A 21,069-nucleotide genomic window follows, 5' to 3' on the forward strand; every position below is an offset into this window, starting at 1 on the left:
AATAAAGGTGTAAATGTATATATAATACACCGTGTTACGCCAATATCGCTTTTACTTTTAACTTTATTTGTTCCCATTTATCTGCCGGTATTTCCGGTCCGACAACGTCTATCACATAGCCGGCAAGCAAAGAACCGATGCGGGCCGATTGCTCTAAAGTTGCTCCTTCAGAAAGGCCATACAGGAAACCGGCAGCAAAATTATCGCCGGCTCCGGTTGTGTCTACAGGCTTGCCGCCCTCGGCAGGAACGGTAAAGAAATTGCCTTTACTGCCTACAATCGCACCTTCTTTGCCTAAAGTAACGATAGAGACTTCAACCATTTCGGAAAGCACCTTCACGGCTTCGCAAGCCTTCAATCCCGTATAGGCTTCGGCTTCGGGTTCGTTAGAGAACAAAATATCCACATATTGAGGAATAATATCTTCAAGGAATCCTTTGAAAGCGTTTACAATGTTGAAGTTCGACAAGTCCAACGCAACCTTTAATCCCAGCTTCTTGGCTTTCTGCATGGTAGTACGCACTAACGGTTCATTCACCAACAGATAACCTTCTATATATATACATTGGTATTTGGAAAGCACCTCTTCGCTGATTTCATCCGGCGTAATTGTTGCTGCCGGCCCTAGAAAAGTACCCATCGTACGCTCTCCATCCTTGGAGATCAAGACTGTGCAACTGCCTGAAACACCTTTTGTCTTGACAAAGTAAGGCGTAACTCCGGCCGTTTCCAAAGCTTTTTCATAAAACTCGCCTACCGAATCCGTTCCTATCTTACCGATAAAACCAGTATTAGCACCTAAATATGCCATCGTTCTCATCGTATTGCATACCGAACCACCCGGAGCCTGACTTCTTTCCAGATGTTCCTGCGCTTTACGAATAGAGAGCATTTGTTCCTGGTCTATCATGTCCATAGCTCCCTTCTCTATACCTACGTCGTTGAGCACCTTGTCATTATCCAACTTTAACAGAACATCAACCAACGCATTACCTAAGCCTATTGTATTCATTTCCTCATTTTTTCTGCAAATATATTGCATATTTCAAAAACATCCTCTACTTTTGCAGTGCAAAATCAGAAAGGGTCTTTTTAGGCTCTTATCACTCAAATTCTTCCTTAGCTCAGTTGGTTAGAGCATCTGACTGTTAATCAGAGGGTCCTTGGTTCAAGTCCAAGAGGAAGAGCTGAAAAAAAGACATCGGGAAAGACTGAAAAACATATTCTTCCTTAGCTCAGTTGGTTAGAGCATCTGACTGTTAATCAGAGGGTCCTTGGTTCAAGTCCAAGAGGAAGAGCTGAAAAAGACATCGGGAAAGACTGAAAAGACATATTCTTCCTTAGCTCAGTTGGTTAGAGCATCTGACTGTTAATCAGAGGGTCCTTGGTTCAAGTCCAAGAGGAAGAGCGGTAAGAGATACTTCACAAGAGTATCTCTTTTTTGTTATAGCCTGTTTGATTAGCACATAGAAGCAGGCTGCTGTAGCCTTTAGTCTACTAAAAAGACGATTCCATATACCAAAGAACGGCTTCCGTCTATAAACCCAAAAGCATATTCCTTACAAAGCTACCTTCGCTGCATAATTATAATTCATTATGTATCGAACAGTAACTATTTTACTTTTATTGATCAGCCTGACATCAAGAATACACGGTCAGCAAACAGAGAATGTACAACCGTCGCAAACAATACGCGGAACAGTTATAGACAAAGCATCCGGCCATCCGATGCCGAACGTTACGATACTGCTGCCCGATATTCCCGGTACAGGCTCCACAACCGACGGGCAAGGACAGTTCTCTGTAAGCAACATCCCAATCGGACGGCATACCGTACAGGCTACCTTCCTGGGATACGAGCCCTCTGTTTTCAGGGAGATACTGGTTACCTCCGCAAAGGAGGTCTACCTTGACATAGCACTCAAAGAGAACGTCAAGGAGCTGGGCGAAGTAATTGTACGTCCGCAGATAAACAAAGAACAGCCTCTTAACAAGATGGCAGCCACCGGAGCCCGCATGCTCAGCGTAGAAGAAGCCAGCCGCTATGCCGGCGGGATGGACGACCCGGCCCGCCTGGTAAGTTCCTTTGCAGGAGTAGCGGCAAACGTTTCGAGCAACGGGATCTCCATTCACGGCAATGCGCCGCACCTGCTGCAATGGAGGATGGAAGACGTGGAGATACCCAACCCCAACCACTTTGCCGACCTGTCGATATTGGGCGGCGGCATCCTGTCCTCACTCAGCAGCTTGGTATTGGGCAACTCGGACTTCTTCACCGGAGCTTTCCCGGCGGAATACGGAAACGCTGTCTCCGGCGTATTCGACATGAAGCTGCGGAACGGCAACAGCCGGAAAGTAGAGAACACCGTGCAAGTAGGCGTACTGGGTCTCGACGTCGCTTCCGAAGGCCCTCTGAGCAAGCAGCACCGGGCTTCTTACATCTTCAACTACCGTTACTCCACGACAGGATTGCTGAACCGCATCTATCCCGGCCTTGATCTGGGAGGTACGCTGGATTATCAGGACCTCAACTTCAAGCTAAACTTCCCCACACGCAAAGCCGGCACGTTCTCTATCTGGGGGACAAGCCTGATAGACAATTACGAAGACGACTTTGACGAAGACCCGAAGGAATGGGAACACTCACGCGACAATTTCCAATCCAAAGCCAAACAATACATGGCTTCGGGAGGAATAAGCCACCGCTACTTCTTCTCCAACGATGCCACGCTGAAAACAACCCTTGCAACCACCTACTCCGGCATGAACGCAACGGAACACGCCTGGGACACTGAGCATACCTCCACCCCGTTCCTTATCCAGAAATACAACAACACCAACCTGATACTGACCTCCGCCTATAACCGGAAGTTCAGCGCGCGGCACACCAACCAAACCGGGTTTACCTATACACGGATGTTCTACAATATGAGGCTGAACCTCGCCCCGTTCGAAACCGCCCCTTTGAACACCGTATCGGAAGGGAAAGGGCAGACCGGCCTGATAAACCTCTACACCAGTTCGTCCTTCGGCATCACAGACCGGCTCACCCTCAACGCCGGGCTGAGCAGCCAGCTGCTGACGCTCAACAATAGCCGGACGCTAGAACCACGCGTGGGGCTGAAATGGACGCCCGCAAGCAAAGCATCCTTTGCCCTGGCATACGGGCTGCATAGCCGTATGGAAAAGATGGACGTGTACTTCGTGAACTCCAAAAGCTCCGGACAGGAGCAGGCCAATAAAGACTTGGGCTTCACCAAAGCCCATCACCTGATGCTGACGTTCGGCTATAAGTTGTCCGACAACCTCCTCCTTAAGGTCGAGCCGTATGCGCAATTCCTCTACAACGTACCGGTCATTGCGGACAGCTCGTATTCCGTACTCAACCGCAGGGAGTTCTATGTAGAGGAGGCTCTGGTAAACAAAGGCAAGGGACGCAACCTGGGTGTAGACATCACGCTGGAGAAATACCTGGACAAGGGGTTGTATTACCTGATAACCGCCTCCGTGTTCGATTCGCGATACAAAGGCGGCGACGGCGTTTGGCACAACACGCGCTACAACCGCCGCTTCATCCTTAACACGCTGGTTGGCAAGGAGTGGATGGTTGGCGCTAACAAGCAGAATATGCTGAGCGCCAACGTAAAGCTCACTCTGCAAGGTGGCGAACGCTACTCTCCGCTGGACATGGAGGCAACGATGGCCCATCCGGACAAAGAAGCGCAGTATGACGAAACGCGAGCCTATTCGCAGCAATACCCAACCATGTTCATTGCCAACTTCACGGTGAGCTATAAGATAAACAGGCGGAAAGTGGCCCACGAGTTTGCCGTCAAAGCCTTGAACGTAACCGGTACAAAAGAATATTACGGCTATCATTACAACCTGAAAGACAAGGTAATGGAATTAAACGGGCAGAGCATCCCCATCAGCAATATCAGCTACAAACTGGAGTTCTAAACCGGATTGACGGTGAGGCCGGCGTTGGTTCCGTCCAATAGCCTGGTGTGGGATCGTCCAACAGCCTGGTGTTGGTCTATCCAATAGCCTGGTGTTGCGTTCAACATCAAACTAAAAGATGGGACGAAAAGCCACATTAACAAATAAATCCGTACATTCGGCACTGTCTTTAGACAGCAAACCGTTACACAATAACAAGATGAGCAAGCAAACCTTTTTATATCAACTCCTTACGGACCCTAAATATAGGATACTCCGCCACGCAGTGCTGCTTATGGCCGTAGCTTCGGTGTCGCTCAACCAGAACATCTACACCTACGGAGCGAAAACAGAACTGCTGGGCTACCACATCTACGTAGCCGGGCTCTATACGCTGGTTTCTTATATCATGGTAGGCTACCTGCACCTCCTGTGGTTTGTGCCCCGCTTATTACTAAAGAAGAAATACTTGGCCTACCTTGTCTGCTCCGCTACGTCCGTCTTCCTTATCATGCTGATACGCTATGCGCAGGAGTACTGGATATTTACTTCCTCCGGCATTAGTCCGGCACGAAGCTCTTACTTTAATATAGTAAGCCTGTTGGACAGCCTGTCGGACTTTATGCTGAACATGCTGTGTATCTCGGGCATCTCCATGACGGTTCTGCTAAAGCAATGGATCGTAGAGAACCGGCGTGTAGGGCAACTGGAAAGGGAGCAGATGCAGGCGGAAGTGAGCAGCCTGAAGGAGCAGGTAAACCCGGCGTTGCTGCTGGATACGCTGAACCGGATCGGCGCACTGTCTAAAAGCGAGCCGCAAAAGGCGGCGGACATGGTACTCCGGCTAAGCCAGCAGTTACGCCACCAACTCTACCCGACAGATGACAGATAACACGGAACATATCATATCCGACTTCCTGCTGAATCCCCGCAAGAGGGTCTACAGGCATCTGCTGTTGCAGCTGGTCGTTTTCCTGATCACCATCAATGTGTTCTGGGACACGCCGGACGCGCTTATCATAACTCCGGCCAGAATCCGGTCGTGGGCAGGCTACTTCCTGGCCATTGATATGCTCATCTATGTAAATGTCTACCTGCTTGCTCCGCGATACCTGCTCAAAGGGCGGCTTCTTCCCTACCTGATAACGGCATTGGGGTTAATCGTGTTGGCCATCGTCACGATAGGTACACTCCAAACGTTCTTTGACGACACCCGGTTCGAAAGCATGCCCGCCAGCCCGTCGGTGGCGGTATTAAACATCGTATCTTCCACCATCTCATGCGGACTGCTGGTAGCCGGTTCGTCTACCCTTGTACTCCTTAAGCACTGGATAGTAGACAACAGGCGCATCAACGAGCTGGAAGCCGCCACCCTGCAATCCGAGCTTAAGTTCCTGAAAAGCCAGATCAACCCGCACTTCCTGTTCAACATGCTGAACAACGTGTATGTGCTCATCCGAAAAGAACGCCCCGAAGCCGCCGACGTGGTGTACCGGCTGGAAGACCTGCTGCGCTACCAGCTTAACGACAGCATGCAGGACAAAATACGGCTCAGCTCCGACATCCGTTTTATGAACGATTTCCTGAATCTGGAAAAGATACGCCGCGACAGCTTCTGCTTTACAATCACGCAGGAAGGAAACATCGACGGCGTATGGCTTCCTCCCCTGCTGTTCATCCCCTTTGTGGAGAATGCGGTAAAGCATAATACGGACAGCGAGAATACCTCCTTTGTGCACCTCCGCTTCCGTGTGCAAGATAACCGGCTGATATTCCAATGCGACAACTCGAAACCCGTTGCAGAAGGTGATGACGACGACAAAAGTGCGCGCGTTGGAGGGTTGGGCTTGAAGAACATCAAAAGACGGTTGGAACTGCTATATCCCAACCGCCACTCACTGGAAATCATTGATAACAAACAAAGTTACACCGTTAAACTGGAATTAGATATATGAACTGCATTATAGTAGACGATGAACCGCTGGCCCGTGAAGCGGTAGAGATGCTTATTAACGACAACGGGGGATTAACGCTTGCCGGCTCTTTTAACAGCGCCACTTCGGCGGCCAGGTTCATTAAGGAACATCCCGTAGACTTAATCTTTCTGGACATTCGCATGCCCAAGGTGACCGGTCTGGAGTTTGCCCGTACCATCCCCAAAAGCACGCTGGTTATATTCACCACCGCCTATGCCCAGTATGCCATAGACAGTTATGAAGTGGATGCCGTAGACTATCTGGTAAAGCCCATCATTCCCGAAAGGTTCCGGAAAGCCATAGAGAAGGCCGAAGCTTACCATGCCCTCCTGTTGAGCGCCGAGAAAGACGATATAGAAGAGGCGGCGGGCGAGTTTATGTTTGTCAAGTCCGAACGCCGCTTCTTCAAAGTAGTTTTCAATGACATACTATTCATCGAAGGGCTGAAGGATTACGTTATCATCCAGCTTCCGGACCAGCGCATCATCACCAAAACCAGCATGAAAGCGATCCACGAACTGCTACCCAAAGCCTTCCTCCGTATAAACCGCTCCTACATTGTAAACACGCAGCATATCGCCTCTTTCGACAGCAACGACATCTATATAGACAAATACGAAATAGCCATCGGAAGTAACTACCGGGATACTTTCTTTGAGGAGTTTGTATTATCTTTGCGACATGGGAAAGAATAAATTAGCAAAGTTTGACGACATGGCGGGTTATCCGCATGTATTTCAATACCCGTTTGCCATATTACAAGAAAAAGGATTCGATCTGAAAGGACATTGGCATGAGCAGTTCTTTAAGAACAGCAACCCTATCGTGTTGGAACTGGGCTGCGGCAAAGGTGAGTATACAGTCGGCCTGGCAAGGCTATTCCCCGATAAGAACTTTATCGGAGTAGATATTAAAGGAGCCCGTATGTGGACCGGGGCTAAAGAATCGCAAGAAAGCGGCATGACCAACGTTGCTTTCCTTCGTACCAGTATCGAATTGATAGCCCATTTCTTTGCCGCCGGAGAAGTGGCCGAAATATGGCTTACCTTCCCCGATCCGCAGATGAAGAAGGTAAACAAACGCCTCACCTCTACCCGCTTCATGAAGATGTATCGTGAGATTCTTACAGACAACGGCATCATCCATTTAAAGACGGACAGTAACTTTATGTATACCTACACTTGCGAGATGGTAAAGGCCAATCAGTACCAGGTATTGTTTTCTACTGATGATTTATACCATTCCGACTTGGTGGACAGTATCCTTTCCATTCGCACGTATTACGAACAGCAGTGGCTGGATCGCGGGCTGAACATCAAATACATTAAGTTTGTTTGTGAAAAGAAAGAGAATCTGGTAGAGCCGGAGGTAGAAATTGAATATGATCCTTATCGCAGTTTCAACCGGAGCAAACGGAGTGCGCTGGCCTCAGGTAGATGAGGAAAGAGAAATTAAGTAAACAAGAAGTTAAAATACAACATAAAAACTATGGCAATATATCCCAAACTGATTATGGACGCACTTACTAATGTGCGTTATCCCGGAACCGGAAAGAATCTGGTGGAAATGGGTATGGTAGAAGACAATATACGCATCGAAGGCAACAAGGTGAGTTTCTCCCTTCTGTTTGAAAAGCCCAATGATCCGTTTATCAAGTCTGTTGTAAAAGCTGCTGAAACGGCAATCCTTACTTATGTAGACAAGGATGCGGACATCAAAGGAAATATCTCGGTAGTAGCGCGTCAGGCTGCGCGCCCCGAACCGGACAAATTGCTTCCGCAGGTAAAGAACATCATTGCCGTATCATCCGGGAAGGGAGGGGTAGGCAAAAGCACTGTTGCGGCCAATCTGGCTGTCGCATTAGCCGGATTGGGCTATAAGGTAGGCTTACTGGATGCCGACATCTTTGGTCCGTCCCAGCCCAAGATGTTTCACGTAGAAGATGCCCGTCCATATATGGAAGAAGTAGACGGGCGAGAATTAATCCAACCGGCAGAGAATTACGGTGTAAAGCTTTTATCTATCGGTTTCTTTGTGAATAAAGACGATGCAATACTATGGCGAGGGGCAATGGCTAGCAATGCATTGAAACAATTAATAGCCGATGCTAATTGGGGAGAACTGGATTACTTCCTGATTGACTTGCCACCGGGTACTAGCGACATCCATCTGACTATGGTACAGACATTGGCTATCACCGGAGCGGTTGTGGTTACTACGCCTCAGGAAGTAGCTCTTGCCGATGCCCGCAAAGGAATCAGTATGTTTTTAGGAGATAAAATAAATGTGCCTGTATTAGGTTTGATAGAAAACATGTCTTGGTTCACGCCTGCCGAATTACCGGAGAATAAGTATTATCTGTTTGGCAAAGAAGGCGGTAAACGTTTAGCCGAGCAGCTAAATGTGCCGCTATTAGGACAAATTCCTATCGTACAAAGTATCTGTGAAGGAGGTGACAATGGAGAACCGGTGGCGCTTAATCCGGATACAATCACCGGAAACGCATTCCGTGCATTAGCCGAAAACGTTGTAGAGCAAATTGATCTGCGTAATGAGAACCTCGCCCCTACACAGCGGGTCCAGGTTACAAAGAAATAACCTCTTTTGCTTTGAATATAGCAGAGCTAACGATATAAAAAGCAAAGGGGATGTCCGACTTTTTGGACAACCCCTTTGTTTTTAAAGTGGTGTATCGTGCAACCGGAAATGGGTTGGAATAAAACTATCTTTCTTGAAGTTATCTTTGCTACGATGTAAGTCCCTTGAATAAGATTTTCATAGCTATGCACCGTTTCACATGGTTTTGTGACTTGGGTACGATTTCTGAGAGCAAGGATAATAATTATAATGATAGCATAGTAATAACTAGCTAATTATTCCTCCGACTTTACATAATTTTTGGAAAGCAATATTTCCTGACATTCTTTGATATTTATTGAGTCCTTTTTCTAGTCCATTACATAATTCTTGATGTATATATGTTCCAATGCTTAATGCTGGATTATTGTATAGGGCTTTAGTATATTGTAGGTCTTGCATGCATAGTTGTTCTTTGTTTTCTCTGATATCTGAAACTGTTTGATTTAATCTATTGTATTGCTGTAAATAATAGAATGAACATTTAGCATTGATGGAGTCTTGAATTTTCATTTTTATGAAAATTTGCTGTGTTTTGATTTCTTGGGCGATTTTGAAGAACTTATCTATTGTTTCAAAATTTGATGCCCCTAATTTGTCGGCAAACATGTGGTTATATTTTAGCCAGTTATTTTCTTCAAAGATAACTTTTGAATAATATAATGGCTGTTCTGATAAACAGTTTCCAACAATTGCTTCAGCTTTTAGATTTTCTATATTTTCTTCAATATCTTGAATTTGAAGTTTTAATATAGTTGCTGCTGCTCGAAGTTCATTTCTCTTTTTATTCCAATATATGATTGCTGTAACACAAACTGTTACCGCCATTACAATAGTCTGTAAAAGGTTGGATTCTAAAAAACTTTCTTGTTCCATAAATTTTTAATTAATATAATATCCTCCTGTTCTCTGTGCTCCTTTAAATGCTATTAATCCTGATTTTACTAAAGAATTTAAGTGGCGTTTAGCAGTAGGCACACTTTTTCCTATTAGTTCAGCAATCTTAGATGAATTGAGCCCCGGATATTGCTTGATGATATTTAGTACTTCTTGTTCTTTTGAGTTTACAGTATCATTTACAGTATCATTCTTGATACTGATGCCTCTTTTGAATATAACCGTAAACATCCCGTCTGTATGAAATTCCGGTTCAGGAAGATTGGCTTCTTTCATAGCTTCCTGCATACGGGGAATGCCGGATGCAACCCTTTCAACCAAATGCATACGGGTAAACAATCCGAATATTAGTGGATTTCGTGTCATACTCTTGTGTCCGAAATCTTTAGCTACGATAGGTAAAAGCCCTCCGGGATTAGAAACCTCTACCCGGTCATCAAACATTTCTATTGTAATGGTTGCTCCCTGTTCGTAATAATCACGATGTGAGAGAGCGTTAATAATGGCTTCTTTGAACACAGTAAGAGGAATTTCCCAAATTTCTTCTCTTGGTCCTGCTCCCTCAATTTTATAAGCTACTTGCAGTTTACTTTCTAACCACGCCATAGCCTGCAAATATTGTTGGTATAGTGGACCGCCTAAGGTTTTATCATCTATGATATATACCTTAGTAGTTCCTTTGAAAAGAACACATCTTGTTACTGCGTGTGGAAATTTTCGTTCAGGTTGTTTTCCAAAGAACATGGCTGCACCGTTCTTGGCTACTCCTTTATCCGTAAACAGTTCCAAATTCTCAAATATCTGTTTGTTGGCAGTCGATGAACTTAGCTTTGCTTCCGTGCGAAAGTCTCTTATCGCTTGTTCGTCTGCATCTGTGTAAATGTTGAACCACGAACAGGGGATAGCATCAAAGAATATTTTGTTACATTCTTGAAAGAAGCTGCGCATATCTTCGACAGTACGAAGTTTCTGTGAATTTGCTCCTTCATGCACAAAGATAGAACCGGAAAATATATAAGGCTTGTCTTTACCTGACGGAATATCAATTACCCAAACTGTCTTATCTTCGATACTTACCGCATACATCTCACAATGAAGAACCGGGGATATTTCACTGATAGAGCCTTGAATGGCTGAACGTTTGTCATTCTCTAAATCTGTACCAATAATCTGTCCGTAATCATCTACACCAATAAGTAAATATCCTCCGTCTGCATTGGCGAAAGCGCAAATTTCCTCTGTCAGCTCACGAACTTTTGAAGGTACACGGACTTTAAACTCTACATTATAGCCTTCTCCACTATCAATGAGTGATTGTATGGTTTCTGTATCAAGCATAAATAATTAATTGAATTACAAAGATATAATTAATCTGCCAAGATGTAGAGTTTATCCTTTTGAAAAATAACGAAGCCCCTATTTTACACCGCTTTCCAAATAAACAACGTGTAATTTTGCTAAAAATGTGGGAGTTTTAGGAAAAAGAAAATCCCTGAAATGTTTAATTTTCAGGGATTTACCAAATTTGAAGTCTTTTAAAAGTGGTGCCACCAGCAAGAGAACTATTATCTTCTCTCTATTGATAATCACCGTTTTATAGTTTCTTCCATTTGGAAATCCACACGATTTAGCACACGATTATGTTTTATCGTTTTGCTCGCTATAAGAACGATTCTATTTTCAAATATCTCTTTGTTTCTATATCGCCTGGGATTCTCCTTGCAGAGTTACCACGCTGATATTTAAAACTTTATATTTTTAGTTTCAAGCATATCCCATGATTTAATCCACTAATTTGCTACATGCTTTTGCGGTAGTTTGCTCATGGAGAATACTGAGGGCAAAAATAAGTTTTTTTACTGAGTTGGCAAAATTATCAATATAGGAATTTGTTTTATTGGCTTCATTACGTTTACATAGTTGGCAGATAGTATCATCATAAATAATTATTCATTAGTAATAATATAAAATTCATTTCCAGTTCTTTTTAGCAACAAGTCAGTTGCACCAAGTAATGACAATAATTCAGAATTACCAATTAGTTTATTTTTTTCTATTCCTGGCTGAACAACATATATATTAAACTCAATGTCGCAATAATTAGACAATAGCATATTTTGGATTATTAGTAGTTCATCATCACCACCTTTCTCAAAACGTGAAGGATTTCCTTGTACAAGACGTTTACTGTTCCTGCGGTCCATGTGGTTCAATAGTTCTATTACATTGTGCCTCCAATGATAACTTCTTTGTGCTTGTCCACATACTTCATATAAATCTTTTAATCGCCCGCCTGGTTCGTCTTTTGATGAGAATTTACAATGGTATAATTCAAATATAAGTTTATTATGCTCCGATTCGTAACCTTTTATTGCGATAATATCGCTTGCTTCGTTTGCGTCATCATCATCAAAAATAATATTATACTCTGGTTCTTCTTTTAATTGTTGAAGTATCTTGTGTTGTATAGAATTTTCTCGTTTAATCTTTTTTTGTGACTCCTTTGTGATATCAATACCGTCCCAATTGTATGCAAATATTTTCTCTGTATCAAAAATTGGAGATTTGTAGTTGAACAGAAAAAATAAATCATTGTACATTTTTGAATTATCCTGAAACCATATAGTAGGCGGATATTCAAAAAATAAATCAATAATATCTTTACTTTCTTTTCTTTGATTTACAATAATTGGATTGCCTTTAGTGAGGGTATACTTATATCCACGTCCATTTTTATCTTCCTCTAATTCCAACTTATATGAAGAAATGCCAACTCCTGTTACAATGTCGAATTCAACTGTATTTTGAGTATAAGACACTAACTGAATATTGCAATCTATTAACAAATTAGAATTGTAAACTGCTGATTGTGGGTCGTAATAAAATTTTTCATTCCATTTAATGGATATTGGAATTTTCCCTTCCAGAAATTTCGATATTCTTTTAGGCTTTTGAATAAAGTCAAAGATATTTTTTGTGTTAATTGTTTCATCTAGTAATTTCATCCCGGTCTTATCACACCAATCACAATAATCTGGAATTGATTTGACTAGCTTTGTCCACACACGTCCTTTGTTTGAGCAACCAATAGTTATTTTTTCTCCATCCTCATAGCCAGTTCCAAACAAATTTGAACTATGCATTCCTTTTTCAATTTCACTTAATCCTTTAACTATTCCATTTCCCGCATACATTGTAAAGCTAATCGGACCGTCCAAATGCGATTTCAGTCCAAGGTTAAATAATTCTAACTGAAATACATTATGCAAAACCCTGTATATATCCCCTTCATTATAAAGAGAAATATTATTACCAACTAATGCTTCTGCAAGTTTATCATGGGTTGAACCATTATTGGAACTATTTATATATAAAAGTTTTTGTTCTGGATTCAAATAGGCAATATAAAGCTCATATTCGGTATTTATTAAATCATCGATTTTTCCCCAAGGAACTTTCTCTGTATTCCGTACAATAATTACCTGCAAGTTTTTTTTATTATGCTTTACTGCTACTGTTTCATATTTTTTATTCTTAAAATAATCGATATATTTTTCAGGGTGCCAAATAGCCTTACTGTCATAAAGTTTAAAAACAACAGTACTCATGGCAGGCGTGATGTTCCGTATTGGAATTTTGTATGGTAATGGTACATCTGAAAAATCTTTAAAGAAACTTTCTTCCTTAAAAATATTCCCAATAATATTTTCGTTGGATTGACTTATAATTTTATCCCAATCAGAATCCTTACGATATAATTCATTTAGTACACCTTTAAAACTATTATCTACGATATTGGCAATAATAGTAGCAGGTCCTAGGTTACTGCCTGTTGTTCTCGTAAATCTTCCGATAAACTGAAATGATGTGGTGATGTTTTTATGCATCTCATGCATGGCACAAATCTTCAATTGAGGAAGATCAAACCCTTCTCCAAGCATATCTACACAAACAATAATTCGATGCTTTTTTTCTTTGATACCTTCAAGTATTTCTCGTTGTAAAGTTTTCGATATACCACTATGAATAAATACAGGAGAATAGTCTGAATAATATTTATATATTTGCTCGTAGATGTCTTCTGCTTTTTTTCTTTCATCAACACGTGCCATTAAAATATGATCATATCCAGACTCAAGATCTCTCTTTAGAGTTTCAATAGCTTTTTCTGCAATTTTTTTATCGGCTGTTGCTGGATTAAAATCCACAATAGGAGCAAATATGATTTTTTCATAATATTTGTCTCTTTGCGCTAGAGACAAAGGGTAATTGTATATAGTTTCCCCTTCAATACGACCTCCATCATTTCTGAATGGGGTTGCAGTAAATAATAATACAGGTTTCCCTACTGATTCAAAATTCAATTTTATCTCTTTCCATGTTTTTGCTGCAATATGATGTGCTTCATCTACAATTAAATTATTGCATTGCTGAACAATGTATTTGAAAATGTTATTTTTTCCAGTCTTTAAAAGATTGGTTAGGATTTGAGGTGTGGAAACAATCACATTTGCATCTAAGATTTTTTCAGCTTCTTCAAGTGTATCAATAGTTGTTTTAAGTACAGACACTTTTGGGTAGAGAGTTGTGTCTGAAATAATATTAAAAGGTTCAACTTTAAGAATTCCCAGTCCAATAAACTTATTAGAGATTTGTGTTCGTAATGAATCTGTTGGAACAACAACTAGTGTCTTTTCATTTTGATTAGCTATTGATAAACAAAGCATTGTTTCCGTTTTTCCTGTCCCTGTTGGCATTACAACTAAAGCAGGTTTGTTCGAAATGCTCCAATGCGATAAAATAGAATGCAACGCTCCAATTTGTGGTGGGCGTAGTCCATATTGTATTATTTCACCTATTTCATTTCGCTTTTCTTGCTTGTACTGAAACCCATTATGCCATGAAGAAACTATTTGAGAAACAGATGGTTGTTTTGCAATCAATAACTTTTTCGGGCAATTTTGGATGACTTCTATAGTTAATTTCTGGTCTTCGTCTAATTGAAGATAAAATACAGCATTGTAGCCTTCTTTTGGATATTTGTCTCTGTTCTTTGATAGGAAATAGATAAATCCATGTATAGTACGAAACTCATATCCAGAAAAGGTGTCTTTTTCATACTTTTCTAAGATACCTTTCTCTTTTCCTATATAATAAGTCTTCTTATTCTTTCCAACAGGAATAGATACTCTGACTGAAAAATTAATAAAAATTTGTTCTTCTGGAAATAAACTATACATAATGGCTTTATTTAGAAATTGTTCTTTTTACAAAGTTAATAAATAATCAGATATAAATGTAATTAACTGTTCTTTTTTGAATTATGAAAATGTGTCTTGAGTGTATTTAGATCACTATTTTAGAGAAGTTTGTACAAATGAATAGGAATTGCAGTTTATCTGAATACTCTTTTATCTCTCCCTCAGCTTCAATGAGGATATATGTATTACCATTTAAAATAAATAAGCGTCTTACTTATTTCTGTATGTACTCTTATACTAAAATTGAGACAGGAATTACAATCTACGCCCTTTCTTTTTTGCCTTTCTTTTAGACTTTAAGATTTCTTCTTCAGAAGAATATTGAAAGTCTGTGCCTAATAGAGTAATAGAATGAAATTTGCTATTTGATTGATTGTTAGTGAATTTTATATGAGTATATCTTTGAGGTTTGGTGATAATATGTGTACTTGTACCTAAAACTAGACTCCCTTCTTTTTTGTTTGCAAGATTGATAGAAAACAAGTTCTCTTGATTGCATTCTTGATTGACTTCTATTTTGCTTTTACTTGATTGAATTTCTTGTTCATGTAGTTTAAGTTGTTCTGAGATAGAACTGTTTTTCATCGTGTTGTGATAATCAAATGATTCTGTTTGCTGGCGATTGTAGCTGAATAGTTTATCAAATCCTCGTTCTGCTTGTTGGAATAGGTTCATACGATCAAAGCCTCCTGTTACATTTCCTTTTTTGGTGTTCTTATGATTGGTGAGCGGTGATAGCTTTTTCTTATTGGATTGGTCTTTTCGACTGACAATCAAATGACAGTGCATATTCAATGCATTATTTGAACGGCTACGGTCAAAATGAATCTTACCATAGAACTTTATATCCGAAGCAGATAGCTCTTTATTGAAGTTCTTGGCATATTCAGGAATAAACACCTCCCGGATATACCGTTTCATTGCTTCGACTTGTTCCTGCTCTGTATTGCCCATTACTCGGAGCTCCTTTTCCGATGGGCTGACATGAATAGCATAAAACTTAGCATCTGTTTTTAGAAGTTGCCCGATATTACTATCTATATCCTTTATAACCTTTGACTTATAAATGTTATCATCTGTCAAATTGAAAAAACCTTCGGTATAGATACCTTTTTCCATCCGTTCCAAATCTTCATGTTCCATATAATTAGCAAGTTGTCGGCAACTCCCAGCATTATTATATGTTCCATTTGATGGTGGAGCAAAGTCTATGTGCATAATCTTATGTGTTTATCAAATTATTGATTTCGGCTTTTAGGCTCTCTTTCCGTTTGCTATCCATCACACCACAAGCGGATAACTCCGAATAGAGTTGTATCAGGTGAAGCAACTTTTTATAATCTCGTTGGTGTATCTGGTAGAGTGCATTAATTTGTTTGGACTGGTTGTTTATCACATCGGCATGATTGCCGAACTGTTCGCTTAACTTTTTCAGCACGGCTGTTTGTCTCTCTTGACTGGCTTCCAGTTGAGAGAGAATAAGAGTTTCTAAAGTTTTGCCGATAGCATCGAAACGCAAAGCTATAGAATTTGTTGCCCGTATCATGGGATTCAGTTGTTCTTCCTCATAGTGACGGATGAAGCGGATAATATCATCCTGCCTCTTATTTATTTTCGCCAGTTCTGATTTTACTGATTCAGGTGCTTCGGATGGGTTGATATGTGCCTTATCTATATACCCGAACGCCAACTTTACAACTTCACTCTTTTTCAGTGAATAGCGTTTGCATATCTTCTCTACCAAAGCTGCCGTTTCCTTGTCTATGGAAATGGTAGTGAATATCGTTTTCCGACTACTATTTGGCATGGTAATTACTTTTTTATAGAAATATGAATAGATAAATACCTGATAATAAGCATTGCAAAGAAAATGCTTATTACAGGTGTCATTACAGCGTGTTCTTGTAACACGCTAAAGCCGAAGGCTTTGCCCCGCAGGGCAAGAGGGAAGAACAGGACTTGTCCAGTTCCCTCTTGCTCGATTTAGCGAAACAGGCTGAACCGATAGGTGAAGCAGTTTGTGCTAAATCGGGGTGGCAGCACAAAGGAATAGCCCGAACACAGGCTTCTTTCCTCTGCTGCTTTTTGCTATCAGGGCTGATTCGCTAACTGATTGGCTTTTTCAAACTGTTTGTAGGTTTGAGAATCGGCATATTCCCGGACGAAAGCCCGAATATCGCTAGCTTTATAGTACGTTTTCCGTCCGATGGTAAAGTAGGGAAGTACACCTTTTGCCCGATAGCGTTGTAGGGTTCTGAAAGATGCTTTCAACAGAAAAGCTAAGTCTTGATTATCTAATAGCCTTTCGTTTTCATCGAATACAGTATCGGTGTTGATTAGGGATTTCAGGTCTTGCCCGATTTCTGTGAGTTTCTTGGATAGCTTCTCCATCCATTTCTCGAAGTCTTCATTGTCTATATACATTTTGCTTCATTTTTAAGTTGAACATTTTGTTTTCAATCGATTGATGATGCAAAATTCAGCAAAACAAAGTAGGAAAAAAAGAGGAGTAGTTACCTACTCCCCGAAAAACAGTTTTCAAACTGCTATAAATAAGCGTGTTGCAAAATCATCTTTTCTAATCTTTACGATTGTTACGCTTGTTATTCTCTTTGGTGATGGCATTTCGCAAAATATCCAAAGCCTTAGTTAGATTATATGGTTTGCGGGCAAACATTTCATCCACCTTGTCATAGATACTTCCAAAACAGATATTGAAAAGTTGCTCAAAACCACGGGCTAAATGAATTAGAGGAACTGGTTTGCCATCTTTCCCAATAATCTCTCCTGAAAGAAATAGAGCAATTACGATCTCGGCAATGCCAATAATCCCCAAGCCTTTTGACTTAGGGATTACATATAGCTCTGATTTCGTTGGTGATGCAGTGGAAAAACGAAATGTTTCAGGATACCTGATTTTGAGGTTTAGCAATTCCAATTCAGCATCAATAATGGCTAATGCCTTTTGGGTATAAAGAACTTTAGGCGCATTTTCCCCCCTGCTCGTACTGATACAACTCTTTTAGGGGTGCTATCTCAATACGAGTGAGATTCAGCATCCGAAAGATATGGGAGTAATCTTCTGAACTGCTAACTGTTACTGTGTACCTGACAAATTCCTCATAAGCATCTTGCATTTCAACGTTAGTTACTTTGTTTGAGGTATCGTTCAATAGACCGACAAGCCTCGTTTTTGATAAATCATTCATAGGCATGAAAGTTAGATAATTAATTGAATATTAATCTCAGACTAATAAAGTCTGTCATACGTTGCTGAATGATTTCAATATTTCTTTAAAACATGAATCCTATCTTTACTGAAATAGAGCTATGATTCAATTTTTCTACGAACTCTGCTGTAAATAGTGATTGCTCTTGTGTTTTCAGTCGTTCAAGTTTCTGTAATTCATATCCTAAAGCGAAAAATATTTTCTTGTTTCCATAAATAGAATATTGTATGCCTATTGAGGGGCTTAGATAAAAACCACCATTGGTATTTTTATCTGGTGCAAAACTATATCCTATGCCACATTCCAGATATGGAGTGAACCTTTTCGGCTTTACTATCATAAACTTAGCATCTGCAAATAGCGGAATAAGAGCTTTCTCGTAAATGGATAAACCTGTTCCAACTCCAATAGAGAAGCGTTTGTTGATGGAATAATTTCCTAACACTTGCCATGTTAATGGCATAGTAACAGGTTCACTCATGGCAAATCCGGTTCCTATGCTTGTGGCAAGGGTGAAGCGGTCTGTTTGCTGCGCCTTTACCATGAAACTGGTACAGCAGTATGCTATGATAAGAAAAATAATCTTTTTCATTGAATGTTTACCGTTATGTGTTTTACAATTTGTAAGGCGGTTGTTAGTCCTGACACATCTTCATTGATACCTCCTGAACTTCCATCGGGGCTACTATGCCCAATCAAAGTTGCATCAAAAGACTTTTTGCCTGTTGATAAATCAATATTTGCAGCATACACAATTGCTGGCTGCCCGCTTCCCTCTTTACCTCCCGAATAATTTGCCTCTCCTTCTTTAGCCGATTTGGGAAATGCTTCGTTAAAGTCAGTGGAGTGATTAATCTCAATTTTTACAATGAATTGCTTTAGCGTACTTGCCGGATTGAGTTTAACATCAAAACTCCCTTGTGGGGTTGCCCCTGAAATACCATCGGTCAGTGGTTCTTTTTTTGTTGGCAGATATAGCCCGTCATTATATTTCACTCCACGTGAATAACACCAATATGGCAAGGCTTCCTTCCTTCGGTTTCCTCCTGATGCCTGCCACGATTGAGTAGCAATCTTATGAGTTACATACACTGTTGAAAGATAATTCCCTTGTACATCTTCCAGCCAAATGGCGATTTGGGGCGGATTCTTCTTGTTAATACCTAAGAACAAAGGGAAGTCATGCAACCATTCTTCACCTTGTTCGATGCGGATTTTCACATCTCCTTTTTCATACTCAATGAGTTCCTTTTGACAGGAACAAAGGCTAATAAGCCATAAATAAATGAATGTCAATCCCATTTTCTTCATGTTAGTTTTATTAATAGGTGATTATAATATTTGTTACCAAGTGGGAACATTGCAGATAAAAAAATATCAAACCAGTAATGATTCAATCTTCTTGCGGGGAGAATAGGGTACTGGATTCGCGTACCCTATTCTTATTATCAATGTAGGATATTCCCTATTGATGGGTAATTCTTCTTGTAGAGTAAGTACTAACTTTGTAACTTCACAAGGCTGGTTCAGGAAAGCATAAGAAATCCCCATTTCAGTAATGTTCAGCAGGAAACGTTGTAGGGTACGCCCTAAATTGACCCATTCTTCAATCGTATTCTTCTGCGTGGTGCATACAACGAAATGAGACGAGGTTTCTATCTTCTTTTTATCTGATTTACTTTGAACTTTGGGCTTTAAAAACTGGTTCACTATGGGACGTGCCAATATCGTGGGAAGTGGTGGGTTGCCAAAGACCTGATAACACAAACCATCCAGTGTAGCTTCAACCTGTTTTCTATTAAAGCGCATCCACGAAAGGAGTTCCTTTTTGAAAAGGGTATCATTCATCTGGGTTTCATTTCCTTTCATGATGCATTCGGTTATTATGTTGGCAAATGGTGTACCCATTTCGGCAAAATAGAATTGAACAGAATTTTCTTTCCGTATGGTTTGAAGCTGTTTCAGAACTTCATCAGATATTTTCTTCCTATTAAAAATACTACGGTTTGTTTGCCGTTTTTCTATTTGAGAGAAAAGAGCATCTTCAATCATAGCTTCGGTTTTCGTGAGTTCAGCCGTTATTCCTTGTCTGCTACATTCAATAATATGTGCGGTATAACCAAAATGACTGGCGGAAATAAGTAAGTTCTCAACTGCACACCCTAAACTGATGAATAATTCCCGGTTGTCGCTATCAACAACTGGCAATGCTACCTCAAGATTGGGTATGATTGTAATTGTACTGGCAGCTATATGGAATTTCCACGGCTGTGTGTTATGCCCCGAAGGTGCTTTGGATGCATAACTGGCTATCTGTATATAATCAGTGTTCATCATGAAATACTTTATCAATTAAGACTTCAATACCTTCGCTTATCTGTTTCCAGCCGGAATCATTATTCAGAGGGATGCTATTGTAAACCGGACAAAAATCTTCCAACATCACCAGATAAGTAATAGATGCTGTCAGGATAGAAGCCATTACCGCGATTTCCTGTTGGGGGTGTCCTATTAGTTGGCTTACTTTCTCAACTAGGTTTACCCCTATCTTTTCCCGTTGCTCTCTCAGTTTTACAATCATGTCGTTATTGCAAGATAGTTCCCAGCGATAGAGCCGTTTCAATGTCGGATTACTCCTTAGTTGTTCTATCTGCCCCTGAAACATCTTTTTCACAAATGCAGATAGCTGTTCACGTTCAGGGAATTCGAGTGGAAAATTTAGCCAAAAATCATGCTGCCGAATATAAGCTGCCATCAATCCTTCTACCGAACCAAAGTAGCGGTATATCAATATTTTTGAAACACCCGATTGAGTAGCTACGGCATTAATGCCAATTTTCTCAAAACCATCATTGGCAATCATTTCGCCGATAGTATTTAACAAACGTTTTTCGGTGGCTTCCCTGTCCCTTTCTACAGTTATACTCTTTTCTTTCATATCGCATAGTGTTACTATTCGGGAACAAATATATGTTACTTATTGGAAACATACAACTCTTTCTTGCTTTATTTTCTTCATTCTGCTCAAAATGAGTAAAATGTAATTAGACACTTGTTGACACAGAAGACATTGAAAGACAGTTTTATTTAGCATTTGGCAATATCTCTATATTTGCAGGCAGAATCTAA

General features: G+C 40.7%; 19 protein-coding genes and 3 tRNA genes. 9 read left to right on the forward strand and 13 right to left on the reverse strand.

Annotation, left to right across the window (positions count from 1 at the left end; genetic code table 11):
• Positions 1–34 precede the first annotated feature (34 nt).
• The gene (locus C1721_RS02940) at positions 35–1,012 is read right to left on the reverse strand and encodes an adenosine kinase (RefSeq protein WP_102409209.1); all 978 of its coding nucleotides are present in this window, start codon (positions 1,010–1,012) and stop codon (positions 35–37) included.
• Between the two features lie 101 nt (positions 1,013–1,113).
• Between C1721_RS02940 and C1721_RS02945 the strand changes: the two genes are divergently transcribed.
• From C1721_RS02945 to C1721_RS02985, 9 genes are all read left to right on the forward strand, one after another.
• Positions 1,114–1,187 (forward strand) — tRNA-Asn (locus C1721_RS02945).
• A 37-nt stretch (positions 1,188–1,224) separates the two neighbouring features.
• A tRNA-Asn gene (locus tag C1721_RS02950) sits at positions 1,225–1,298 on the forward strand.
• A 36-nt stretch (positions 1,299–1,334) separates the two neighbouring features.
• Positions 1,335–1,408, forward strand: a tRNA-Asn gene (locus tag C1721_RS02955).
• Between the two features lie 188 nt (positions 1,409–1,596).
• A complete protein-coding gene (locus tag C1721_RS02960; RefSeq protein WP_102407023.1) occupies positions 1,597–3,960 on the forward strand; it encodes a carboxypeptidase-like regulatory domain-containing protein in 2,364 nt (787 codons plus the stop codon).
• 118 nt (positions 3,961–4,078) lie between these two features.
• Positions 4,079–4,831 carry a histidine kinase gene (locus C1721_RS02965; protein ID WP_102407025.1) on the forward strand — a complete coding sequence of 251 codons (753 nt, stop codon included), beginning with the start codon at positions 4,079–4,081 and terminating at the stop codon, positions 4,829–4,831.
• Positions 4,821–5,894, forward strand: coding sequence for a sensor histidine kinase (locus C1721_RS02970; RefSeq protein WP_102407027.1), 1,074 nt, complete (start codon positions 4,821–4,823; stop codon positions 5,892–5,894). The genes C1721_RS02965 and C1721_RS02970 overlap by 11 nt, the downstream gene beginning before the upstream one ends.
• Entirely contained in the window at positions 5,891–6,610 is a 720-nt protein-coding gene (locus C1721_RS02975; RefSeq protein ID WP_102407029.1) for a LytR/AlgR family response regulator transcription factor, read from the forward strand. The genes C1721_RS02970 and C1721_RS02975 overlap by 4 nt, the downstream gene beginning before the upstream one ends.
• Positions 6,597–7,355, forward strand: a complete 759-nt coding sequence (gene trmB / locus C1721_RS02980; RefSeq protein ID WP_102407031.1) for a tRNA (guanosine(46)-N7)-methyltransferase TrmB — start codon at positions 6,597–6,599, stop codon at positions 7,353–7,355. Before C1721_RS02975 ends, trmB begins: the two co-directional genes overlap by 14 nt.
• 48 nt (positions 7,356–7,403) lie before the next feature.
• Positions 7,404–8,513 carry an Mrp/NBP35 family ATP-binding protein gene (locus C1721_RS02985; RefSeq protein ID WP_102407034.1) on the forward strand — a complete coding sequence of 370 codons (1,110 nt, stop codon included), beginning with the start codon at positions 7,404–7,406 and terminating at the stop codon, positions 8,511–8,513.
• Between the two features lie 267 nt (positions 8,514–8,780).
• On the opposite strand, the gene C1721_RS02990 is transcribed toward C1721_RS02985, so the two are convergent.
• The 12 genes from C1721_RS02990 to C1721_RS03050 form a co-directional block, all read right to left on the reverse strand.
• The gene (locus C1721_RS02990) at positions 8,781–9,428 is read right to left on the reverse strand and encodes a hypothetical protein (protein ID WP_102407036.1); all 648 of its coding nucleotides are present in this window, start codon (positions 9,426–9,428) and stop codon (positions 8,781–8,783) included.
• Positions 9,429–9,434: 6 nt separating this feature from the next.
• On the reverse strand, positions 9,435–10,787 hold the full coding sequence (locus C1721_RS02995) for an AlbA family DNA-binding domain-containing protein (RefSeq protein WP_102407038.1): 1,353 nt from the start codon (positions 10,785–10,787) through the stop codon (positions 9,435–9,437).
• Between the two features lie 608 nt (positions 10,788–11,395).
• Complete coding sequence (locus C1721_RS03000; protein ID WP_102407041.1) at positions 11,396–14,689, reverse strand: DEAD/DEAH box helicase; 3,294 nt, start codon at positions 14,687–14,689, stop codon at positions 11,396–11,398.
• Between the two features lie 276 nt (positions 14,690–14,965).
• A complete protein-coding gene (locus C1721_RS03005) occupies positions 14,966–15,928 on the reverse strand; it encodes a DUF5712 family protein (RefSeq protein WP_102407043.1) in 963 nt (320 codons plus the stop codon).
• Positions 15,929–15,932: 4 nt separating this feature from the next.
• The gene (locus tag C1721_RS03010) at positions 15,933–16,517 is read right to left on the reverse strand and encodes a BfmA/BtgA family mobilization protein (RefSeq protein WP_102407045.1); all 585 of its coding nucleotides are present in this window, start codon (positions 16,515–16,517) and stop codon (positions 15,933–15,935) included.
• Between the two features lie 284 nt (positions 16,518–16,801).
• Positions 16,802–17,134, reverse strand: coding sequence for a helix-turn-helix domain-containing protein (locus C1721_RS03020; protein ID WP_102407049.1), 333 nt, complete (start codon positions 17,132–17,134; stop codon positions 16,802–16,804).
• Positions 17,135–17,288: 154 nt separating this feature from the next.
• On the reverse strand, positions 17,289–17,723 hold the full coding sequence (locus C1721_RS03025) for a hypothetical protein (protein WP_102407051.1): 435 nt from the start codon (positions 17,721–17,723) through the stop codon (positions 17,289–17,291).
• A complete protein-coding gene (locus C1721_RS16250) occupies positions 17,692–17,925 on the reverse strand; it encodes a hypothetical protein (protein ID WP_102407053.1) in 234 nt (77 codons plus the stop codon). The genes C1721_RS03025 and C1721_RS16250 overlap by 32 nt, the downstream gene beginning before the upstream one ends.
• A gap of 79 nt (positions 17,926–18,004) precedes the next feature.
• On the reverse strand, positions 18,005–18,532 hold the full coding sequence (locus tag C1721_RS03035) for a hypothetical protein (RefSeq protein ID WP_102407055.1): 528 nt from the start codon (positions 18,530–18,532) through the stop codon (positions 18,005–18,007).
• Positions 18,529–19,251, reverse strand: a complete 723-nt coding sequence (locus tag C1721_RS03040) for a T9SS type B sorting domain-containing protein (protein ID WP_102407057.1) — start codon at positions 19,249–19,251, stop codon at positions 18,529–18,531. Before C1721_RS03040 ends, C1721_RS03035 begins: the two co-directional genes overlap by 4 nt.
• 66 nt (positions 19,252–19,317) lie before the next feature.
• Positions 19,318–20,277 carry an Acg family FMN-binding oxidoreductase gene (locus tag C1721_RS03045; RefSeq protein ID WP_234347271.1) on the reverse strand — a complete coding sequence of 320 codons (960 nt, stop codon included), beginning with the start codon at positions 20,275–20,277 and terminating at the stop codon, positions 19,318–19,320.
• On the reverse strand, positions 20,264–20,878 hold the full coding sequence (locus tag C1721_RS03050) for a TetR/AcrR family transcriptional regulator (protein ID WP_102407059.1): 615 nt from the start codon (positions 20,876–20,878) through the stop codon (positions 20,264–20,266). Before C1721_RS03050 ends, C1721_RS03045 begins: the two co-directional genes overlap by 14 nt.
• Between the last annotated feature and the right edge of the window lie 191 nt (positions 20,879–21,069).

This window comes from Parabacteroides bouchesdurhonensis (assembly GCF_900186615.1).
Lineage (GTDB): Bacteria > Bacteroidota > Bacteroidia > Bacteroidales > Tannerellaceae > Parabacteroides > Parabacteroides bouchesdurhonensis.